The sequence below is a fragment of the Collinsella aerofaciens genome, assembly GCF_015554145.1.
Lineage (GTDB): Bacteria > Actinomycetota > Coriobacteriia > Coriobacteriales > Coriobacteriaceae > Collinsella > Collinsella aerofaciens_AA.
Window position 1 is genome coordinate 77441 of record NZ_JADNHZ010000011.1, and the last position, 9391, is coordinate 86831.

The following is a 9391-nucleotide window of genomic DNA, read 5'->3' on the forward strand; positions in this document are numbered from 1 at the left end:
TTTAAATCCGCCTCCTGCAAACAGAGTGTTCATATCGTCATCCTATCTGTCCGGCAGGTCGTTTGGGGTGCGGCCTGACAGCTAGGATACTAGCATAGTTAACGGTGCGCCGTTATATGTTTCCTGTGTTATCGGTGGACGGTATGCAATTGCGGACATTTAGGGCCGTTTTCGGACATTTTTGGGCTGTTTTAGGACATTGTCCGGGAATGTCCGTAAATGTTCGAAGTGGCGACAGGGCTTTCGATTCGAGAGCGCGTCTGTGCCTTGCGGTGGAGCCGGACAGGACACCCTTGAAGCTCGCGATAGATGCGTTGATGACTTCAGGCGGCAGTTCTTGCGAATCCACAGACGAACAGAGGGACTTGAGGTGCCTTCGATATCGGATGAGTGTGGTCTGGGAGAGATGGCGGCACGGATGGCCATCAGCGCAAGAGAATCGAATCTTGAGAAACGTCAGCTCCCGATTCAGGCGGGAGGAGAAGCAGGCCTTTACATTCGGCTGAAGCCCCAGGGATTCAAGACCCGCTAGGAAGAGATGGCGGATGTACGGCAGGTCTTTTTCAGAGCAGAAAATGTAGCCATCATCCATATAGCGGCCAGCCCCGCCCTGCCCGAGGAGTTCATGGAAGGCGTGATCCAGCCTGTTCAAATAGGCGATCGCTGCAAGCTGGTTCACTTGATTGCCCAATGTCAGGAAATCCGATTCGCGGCTATAGAGAGCGGCGATATCGAGGAGGCGTGACATGGAGTCCGATTCAGGCCGTCCTTGATAGGGCTTCAAGATAATTTCAGACAGGACGGCATGCGCCCAGGCCGAGGGGATGCTTCTGAAATAATTCTTGACGTCGTATTGGAAAACCCGAGCGGCTGCCCCGTATCTTTGGCTCGCCAAAAGCATGTCCCGCTCGAAGCGGCTGCGAGCGAAGGAGGTCCCCTTTCCCTTCAAGCTCGCCGAGTTCGTATAGACGAGGCTGCGCGACACCATCGGGACGATAAAGCGGTCGCATAGGCAACGCTGGACGACGCGGTCTTTGTAGCGCGGTCCTACGATATGCCTGATCTTGCCCCGCTCGCAAAGGGTAAAGCGGACTGGGGGCTGGCGGCGATACTTACCCGATAGCAGGCTCTCGCGCAGGCGGATACAGTTGACGGCGCGGTACCTATCGAACTTCATCGCAGCCGATTTCCATAAGGTACCCTTCGCACATACACGAGCCGCTTTATATAGGTTTCCGAAAGAGAATACGTCTTCAGGCGTCTTCGGTACCGTCTTGAGCGATCGGCGACTCAGCTCTCGGCGGCGCTCTTCTCGGCGTTCGCGCCGCCTTGCCCGTTGGGAGCGGTTCAAGGAGCTCCCTCCTTCCGTAAATTGACAATAAGCCCCGGCTGCACCCCTATTCAGGGCGCCGATTCCGATGTGCCTGAAAACCGCTAGTGCAGTCCAGATGCCGTCCCATTTGGGAGTCAAGTCCGCCCATCTTGCATCACCAGGGCCTGTATTCGCAGCGCCGAATGGGGCGCCGACCGGTGGGTATCCCCTTTTCTCCTTTACCATTCCGCTTTCGCGAGGTGCGCTACTCAGACCAGATGGAGAAAATCGGGGAAGACGTAGTTGGTGTTCGTCGCGTTATTGTTGTTCCAGTCGCCGCTGTTATTGACATAGCGGAAGTTCGTGGAGTTGTTCGGATTCACGGAGCGAGTCCAGTGATTGTTGCTCGACGAAGCTAAAACGGATGCCCACCATCTGGGATTCACGCAAATGAACCCCAGATGGAGAACAGCCTACTCGGGAGAAACCGGACTTGCATCTGATTTGGAATCAAATGATTTCAGACGCATACGCTCTGCCTTTATGGCTCCCTTTGTCACCTTCATGGCGGTAGAAACGGTGCCTGCAAGCGATTCGAGCCGACTAATCTTCACGAAGGGCTTGGAAACTCCCACCTCGGCTCCCCCAGCGCCTTGCTCGGTATAGATAACTTGGGGCATATCGTCCAGCCAGGCATCGATGAACATACCGATGAGACAAAGCCGCCCGTAGGCATCATTCAGAAGGACAAGCCTCTGTGCGCTTTCCTCAACCGTCATAACGTAGATTCCATCAGCCTCGGCCGCTGCCTGCATCAGGTCGTAACCAGCGCGGCAGATGTACTGCGTCTCGGTGAAGGCGCGGGATTTCGGGAGTTTCTTGGCTATCGATATGAGTTCACGCCAGACAATCCGCGCCTGTCGGAGATATTCAGTCGAGACCGATTCGGTTTGTCTACTTTTGGGAACCATGGAGCCTCCAACTGGGAAGGAACCCCTCCGGCGAATGCCGGAGGGGTTCAGGGGCGTAGATTAGAAGGAGAAAGCGGGGAAGACGTAGTAGGTGCCCGACGCGTAATAGCTGCTCCAGTCGCCGCTGTAACCGACATAGCGGAAGTACGCGGAGCCGAGCGAACTCACGGAGCGAGTCCAGTGATAGTAGCTCGACGAAGCTCCGGAGTAGTTCGACGTTGTCACGCCATTGGACTTGTAGTACTCGTACTGGGTGCCGTCGGACTGCATATCGCCCCAGACCTCGGTCGCCGAGAGCAGGAAGACCTTGTCGGTCGTGGCGGTGGGAGTACCGGCCTTGCCGCCACCCTGGTTATCGGTCATCTTCGTGACGGCCTTCACCTTGGACTGAAGTTCGCTAGGCAGGAGCGACCAGAGGTCACCGGTGTTGAGACGGCCTCGGAGTTCCGACTTCTCCCAACCGCCGGCGTTGGTATTCGTAGCGTTCATTTTCTGGTAACCCAGTGCAGAATTAGTCGCCTCGAACGTCAGGCCCGCCTTGCCGGAACCATCGGCGAGATCGTCATGGTTGATACCGACGATGCGGTATTCGAGCGTCTTGCCATTGGTCAGTTTGGCGGAGAACTTGGTACCGGCCTCCATGGCGGCCATGGCCTTGGCGTAGACAGCGGAGGACGTGCCGTTCTTGGCGATATCGGTGGCTGCGGCCTTCTGCTCCTCGAGCGTCCAGTCCTTCGCGTCCTTGTTCACGACGGTCTTCATCGCCTCTTGGTAGGCCTTCTCCTCGGCGCTCATGAAATTGCCGCCATCGGTGCCGGAATCGACCGTGTTCGTAACCTGGTTGAACTGGTTGCGGATGGCGCCGGCTACACCCGGGCCTGCAAACACGATTACCAGGCCGATGAGGGCGATGATCAGGACGTACTCGATGATCGATTGGCCTCGGAGACGGGCACTCCTAGGAGATACCCCTTCCCGAGGCGAAATTGCCGCTGTATGCATATGCGGCTCCCTTCGCTCAGGGTTGGTAGATACGAGCCAAGGGTAGGAGCCGCGTTGGGTTTTGTGGCGGTCTTGCCGCTGCGGCAATTTGGGGGGGGATGATGACTAAAGAAGTCAGGCAGGGATATTGGAATCTCTCTAGTTGATTGGGGTCATGATATTGAACGGCTGCGAGGGCTGGGTGGTTTTGAGCGTTTTGATTGAGGTAGATGACTATAGGAATCAGTCAATGAGGGGAAATCTTTGGAATCATTCGGGTCGAATGGGACGTGCGGCCTTGTAGGCATGTATCCCCTACCCCATGGAAACTCAACCTATGGAGGTCGAGCGTCGCCGCGATACTGGAAGCCATGGGCTCATCAGGTAGTGTGGCGTGGAGGAATTGGCTAGCAGACATGACCATGTAGGAGCGAGGCGGCTCCGCCCAAGTGGGTTTGGCTATCGGCGCATCTGGTCACTTGGATACGGTCTCGGACGACGTCGCGGTAGTCGGGAGGGGTCACAGCTGCTTTCGGGCGGTCGGAAGATGTGGTTTCGATCTCAATTGAATCGACGTTCATGGGGACGGTACCGGCAGCCACTTCGAGGCATCCCTGAGCGTGCTTCGGACCGAACGACAATTGCCAAGGCTTGACGGCCCTCGATACCGCCAAGACGGGTGCGTGACCATCTGGCTCTGCCGCTCCGTACCAAATGACGTCGAGGGGAATCTTCATAAAGAACATGTGGATTGAAGAGCATTTGCGGAACAATGCGGCATCGCCGATTGGCATCTCAGGGCGTCCCATCAATCCCATGAAGCGCTTCCAGAAGGTGTCCATCACCTCGAGTTTATAAGAGCCGATGTTGTTTCCGGTTGCGTTAAACAGACGTGCCTCGCTATCTGCCATGAAGGTATCCTTTCAAACCGAAGTCTTTGATGGTTTGAAGATAGAGGTCATGGGGTCTAGCGAGGCTGATTTGCCGCTGCGGCAATTGATAGGGTGTGGCAGGCGCTCTGAGAGCTGTTTTATGACCCCATTGTTCTTCAGACCGCATTACCTGTGACACGAAAATCAAACCGTTCGTGCGGTTGTCAAAAGAAAACCCCGCGCGGAATCGCGCGGGGTTTGTGCAAGATGTAGACGAAATTAGAAACAGAAGACTGGGCAGATAACGTATGCCTTAGTGTCATTTTCAATATATCTATAAAAACTTACCTCGCCGAGGCCAAAGATGCCCATGAAGCAATCGTAATCAGTCGGACAGGAGGAACGACCAAGGCGTATCGATGCCAACAAGTTCTCTTCAGTCTTAAGAATCCTATTTCCAGAGGCGGGCGACACCTTACCCCGGAATGCCTCATATTGGCTTCCCTCCTTGGGTAGCCAAGTATACATACTATAATCTGCAACCGTCCCCGACCCCGTCGGAATATAACTAACGGTTTCGGAGTAGCTGAGCAGGAACAGCTTGTCCGAGGTGGCCGTCACGGCTGCATGCCTATTCTCATCTCCGCCGCCGATGTTGTTCGTAAGTTTCCTAACCGATTTCACTTTGGACTGGAAATCAGACGGCATGAGGTTCCAAATCTCACCCGAGTTCATCTTCGCACGAAGCTCGCAGGCCTCCCAGCCCCCGCCGTTATAGCCTTGAATCGAGGCGGACGCTTCAGCGATTAGTCTGGCGGGCTTTACGGCCGGTCTATTTGGCAGCACCGGTTTTTCGGTAGGCGGCTCGGGGCCCGGTTCGGGAGCCCCCCAATCTGGGGGATTCATACGACCCTCGATGCCCATTGAGGTGGTTAAGAACGTCAGTCCCGCCTTGCCGGATTCGTCGGCCAAGTCGTCGTGGTTGATGCCGATGATGCGATATTGCATTGTCTTACCATCGGTGAGCTTGATTGACCACTTCGTGCCGGCATCCATGGCGGCCTTTGCCTTGGCGTAGGCGGGCGACGCCTCGCCCTTCGCTGCGATGTCCTCGGCTACGGCCTCCTGCTCATCGAGCGTCCAGTCCTTCGCGTCCTTGGCGACGGCCACCTGCACGGTCGCGGAACCGGTGCCTGTGGAACCGCCGCCCGCCGCACCGCCCTCGGTACCGCTGTTCGTCCCGCTATTGACCGCGCCGCCGACCAGGTTGAACTGATTTCGAATCGCTCCCGCCACACCGGGTCCCGCGAACACGATCACCAGGCCGATGAGAGCGATGATCAGGACGTACTCGATTATAGATTGGCCTCGAAGGCGGGTCGTCTTAGGAGCGACCCCCCCCCCGAGGCGAAAATGCCGCTGCATGCATACGCGGCTCCCTTCGCTCAGGGCTAATAGATTCGACGCAATCGTAGAGGTGCCGCAGGTCTTTGCGGCGGTCTTGCCGCTGCGGTAAGGTTGGGGATTGAGGGAATGACTAAAGAAATCAGTCAATGAAGATGCTATTGAAAATCACTCCGATTGACTGGAGCTGAGCGTTGTTCGACCATAAGGGTTGGACGGGTTTGAGTTGTGGAGCGCGGGTTCGTAAATCTATCAGGAGTCATCATCGGCCTGTCCGATGCATCTGACAGCACTGAAGTCGCCGAGGTTCACGGCAGGTTCGAAGGCGTACTTCTTCCCGCGCCATACGTAGAAGCCGTTCTCCCGAATTGCCTTAAGTTCGGCGGGTTTTATGCAATGGCCGTCGGCTCTCACCTTGAAGGTCGTTCCGCATCCCGAAACCAGCGTCCATGATCCGTTTTGCGACCAGTGGTTCGACGTACAGGTGAAGGATTTCTTGTTCTTGGTAAGTTTTAGAGCCTGACCGCACTTGGGACACAAACCATAGATCTCGGCGAAGGCCTTTTCCTGCTTCTCGAATGCGTTATCCAGAACCGCAGCCGCCTCGCGCTTCGTTAGGTGCTCGACATCGATCGCCTCGGCATCATCGCCGAGCATGCGCCTGATTTGGCTGATTTGGGCGCTGGAGGCGGGCTTGTTGCCCCATTTTTTGACAGATTCAGTGTCCCATAGGGATCTGTCTTGGGAGGGTACGGGATAGTGGTCTAACCAGCGTCGAACTGCGGCCTCGGCTTCAGCCTCATCGTCATATTCACGGACGGTCTTGTTGTTGCCGTTGAAATCGACCGTGACGCGGTAGAGGATATCGGGGGCGTGCATGCGAACCGACCATCCCTTGCCTCGGATGACCTTCGAGCCGTCTGCGCGACGAATCCAAGCGATATTCTGGCTCGATGATGTGAGGTCGACCTTGCGGACGGAAAGGACCCAGCCCTCGGGAGTGTCCTCGGACGCCTCGATACGGTCGCGTAGGCCCGACAGAGGGCCGCGGACGGTCTTTTTCTCGTTCTCGTCGAGGTCGCTCGGGTCGATGCCGATCAGGCTCGGAGCCGTGCAGATATCGTTCTTGTCGGAATCGCCCACGCAGTCTATCAGCAGCAGGTTCTGTTTCTTGTAGCCCGTTTCGGGGTCCTCGTAGAGACGCAGGCCGCGCCCGACCATCTGCGTGTAGAGGGTTGAGTTTCGCGTCGGTCGGGCCAGTAGAATCGTCTCGATGAGGGGCATGTCGGTGCCCTCGGTGAATACGCCGAAATTGATGAGGACGGGAATCTTTCGGGCGGTGAAGTCCTCGATAATCTGGCGGCGCTCGTCCATCGGGGTCTTTCCATCGACGACCACCGCGCCCTCGATGAGTTCGGCCAACGCGTAAGCATGTTTAACCGACGAGGCGAATATGAGAGTCTGGCCGCGATGGAATCGGCGGTATGCCTCGGCGACCTGCGCGTTCGATTTCGGGCGATTCACGGCGTCGTTTAGGGCGCTCAGCTGGAAGTCTCCCGCCACGCGCTTCACGCCAGCGGTGGACCATTCGACCTCCACCTGCATGCAATCGATATCGCAGAGGTACCCACGGCGAATACCCCAGAGGAGATCGCGCTGGAAGACAATATCCTCGAAGATATCGTCCAATCCCCTACCGTCGCCTCGATTCGGCGTCGCCGTGAAACCGATGTGGAGACGGGGTCGCAGGTAATCGATTATCTTGCGGTAGGTTGGAGCTGAGGCATGATGCGCCTCGTCGGTCACAATGAGGTCGAAATCGCCCGGCTTGAAGTTCCGCTCAAGGCGGGTGCCGCGCGATAGGGTCTGCACCGAACCGGAGACGACTGGCTCGCCATCCGAATGCCTTTCGGCTTTCTCGATTCCCACGGGGCAATCGAAATACTTGACTGGCTGCGCCACCAGCTCGTCCCTATGGGACAGAATCAGCATTCGGCCGTGCCTGTGGATGTTCGCGAACGTGACGGTCTTGCCCAAGCCGGTTGCCATCTGCACCAAATGGGCGCCGCCGTCTAGGTTGTCGATTATGTCGATACATTCCGCTTGGTAGTCCCTTAATTTCAAACCGCTTGCGGACATGTGGCTCCTATCTCATGGAGGCCTGTGCCGCGAATCCGTGGTATGGGTAATTTGCGTTTATGGATTCGCGGCATGTGGCCATGAAGTCCGGTCCCTTGTCCAAGCGACGATCGGTTGCATTGAATTACGGAACCCTACGAGACCCTTTCCCTCTCAGGGGTGATCGCTGGCAGGAGACGTAGTCTGCTAAAACCGCCTATATCGACCCCACCTGGGTACTCGGTATCCGAAATGGATCCCGTCATCCTTTGCGCCTTTCGCCAAGTTTTGAGCACTTGCGGACTCTTTCAGGCCCTTAGCGGCCACGTCCTCCGCGCTCGGCGCTTTCCGATGCTGATCAGGCGTCGGATCGCGCGGCAGGCAACCGGATAGGTCAAGAATAGCCAGTCGGGCGAAATTCAGTTGTCGAGGTAGGTGTCGAGGCGGCGGGCAGATAGCGCGGGGTCGCGTTCGGGGATGCGTTCGAGTGAATGACTGGGGTCTAATCAAGCTGATAGACGCGCGGGTAGGCGATTTTCAAGCAGGTAGATTTTACGGGGAGTTTGAACGTGATGTGGAGACGGTTCGGTATTGGGATGTTGAAGGGAGTAATAGCGCAGAACTGCGGAAATGGTTGGTTTTGGTTGTCTTTGTCGGGTTGGCCTGGGCGACGGATAAACCATTGCTGCGGTGAGGATTATATGGCGGCTCGGCACAGGTAGAGGACTAGCGGGTAGTTAGAAGGGCAGGAAGGAGCGGAAGGGATAAATAGGGCGATGTGGGTTCGCGATATGAGTGATGAAAACAACTTGCTTTACTGAGGGGCGCCTTTTTGGGGCGCCCCACATGTTTGACTGAGTGGATGGGGAGACGTCGAAATCGAGATTAGATTGAAATCTTTCCTAAACGATATTGATCACCTAAACTTACCAGGGTATAATGAAAGCGTTCCGAAAGGAACCCAGGCTCGGCTGGTAAACCTGACGTTCGGCGCGGTGTACGTGGACGCGCCTGGAGAGCTTGACCTCGAGTACGTTCAAGCCTAGGGGCCTAAGCCCCCGCGCCTAGACTTCGGTCTAGGAGAGCAGACTGGCAGGCAGGAACCGAGAATCAATAAGGGCGCGAAAGCGCCCTTATTTGTTTAGAGAGTAGATATTGCCGCAGCGGCACCGATAACGACAGTTTCAGCGATTGAGGTAGTTTTCCCAAAAAAGAGGCACCTCATGAGAAGCAACAGCTATGGGCGTCTAGCCGGCAAGGAAGAAGCTGAAGCAATAATTTCACTAGCCCAGCAGTTCGAGAAGAATTTGAATGGCAAATCTTTTCTTATTTGCTTCGGTACAATGACACTTCGTTTTCTCGAAGTGTCATTTTCTGCTGGCAACTTCAGTCATCTCGCAGGCATCGACAAACACAATTGCCGAATCAAACCTCATGAGGTGTATGCCCGAGCGATTGCAGGCAATCTTAAACCCCAAGACCTCGGCTATAGCATCGCGCCTAAGTTTAAGATGAAAACAATCGCAGCCAAATTCCTAAATGAATTCGGTTCCACCGCAACACATGTGAGTGCAGTCAACAAGCGTCGCTCAAAAGTTAACGCTGAGATTTGGATATCCGGATCAAAAGCAGGCTTCGCAATTGGCGCGATTCACAGGTGACGCATAATTTCTTTCGCAAATTGACAACCGCATAGCGGAACACGGCCCGCGCCCCGTCATATGATTTCTAGC

General features: G+C 55.9%; 7 protein-coding genes. 1 reads left to right on the forward strand and 6 read right to left on the reverse strand.

Annotated features, from left to right (window positions below; genetic code table 11):
• Positions 1 to 112 precede the first annotated feature (112 nt).
• From I2E13_RS06090 to I2E13_RS06115, 6 genes are all read right to left on the reverse strand, one after another.
• A complete protein-coding gene (locus I2E13_RS06090) occupies positions 113 to 1177 on the reverse strand; it encodes an RNA-dependent RNA polymerase family protein (protein WP_195404521.1) in 1065 nt (354 codons plus the stop codon).
• Between the two features lie 608 nt (positions 1178 to 1785).
• Positions 1786 to 2283, reverse strand: a complete 498-nt coding sequence (locus I2E13_RS06095) for a hypothetical protein (RefSeq protein WP_195404522.1) — start codon at positions 2281 to 2283, stop codon at positions 1786 to 1788.
• A 60-nt stretch (positions 2284 to 2343) separates the two neighbouring features.
• Positions 2344 to 3285: a DUF6273 domain-containing protein gene (locus I2E13_RS06100; protein ID WP_195404523.1), complete on the reverse strand. Its 942-nt coding sequence runs from the start codon at positions 3283 to 3285 to the stop codon at positions 2344 to 2346.
• A gap of 386 nt (positions 3286 to 3671) precedes the next feature.
• Positions 3672 to 4175, reverse strand: coding sequence for a DUF192 domain-containing protein (locus tag I2E13_RS06105; RefSeq protein WP_195404524.1), 504 nt, complete (start codon positions 4173 to 4175; stop codon positions 3672 to 3674).
• Positions 4176 to 4415: 240 nt separating this feature from the next.
• The gene (locus I2E13_RS06110; RefSeq protein WP_195404525.1) at positions 4416 to 5690 is read right to left on the reverse strand and encodes a DUF6273 domain-containing protein; all 1275 of its coding nucleotides are present in this window, start codon (positions 5688 to 5690) and stop codon (positions 4416 to 4418) included.
• A gap of 102 nt (positions 5691 to 5792) precedes the next feature.
• Entirely contained in the window at positions 5793 to 7679 is a 1887-nt protein-coding gene (locus I2E13_RS06115) for a DEAD/DEAH box helicase (protein WP_195404526.1), read from the reverse strand.
• 1202 nt (positions 7680 to 8881) lie between these two features.
• On the opposite strand from I2E13_RS06115, the gene I2E13_RS06120 reads away from it, so the two are divergent.
• Entirely contained in the window at positions 8882 to 9319 is a 438-nt protein-coding gene (locus I2E13_RS06120) for a PBECR4 domain-containing protein (protein WP_195404527.1), read from the forward strand.
• Positions 9320 to 9391: the final 72 nt, after the last annotated feature.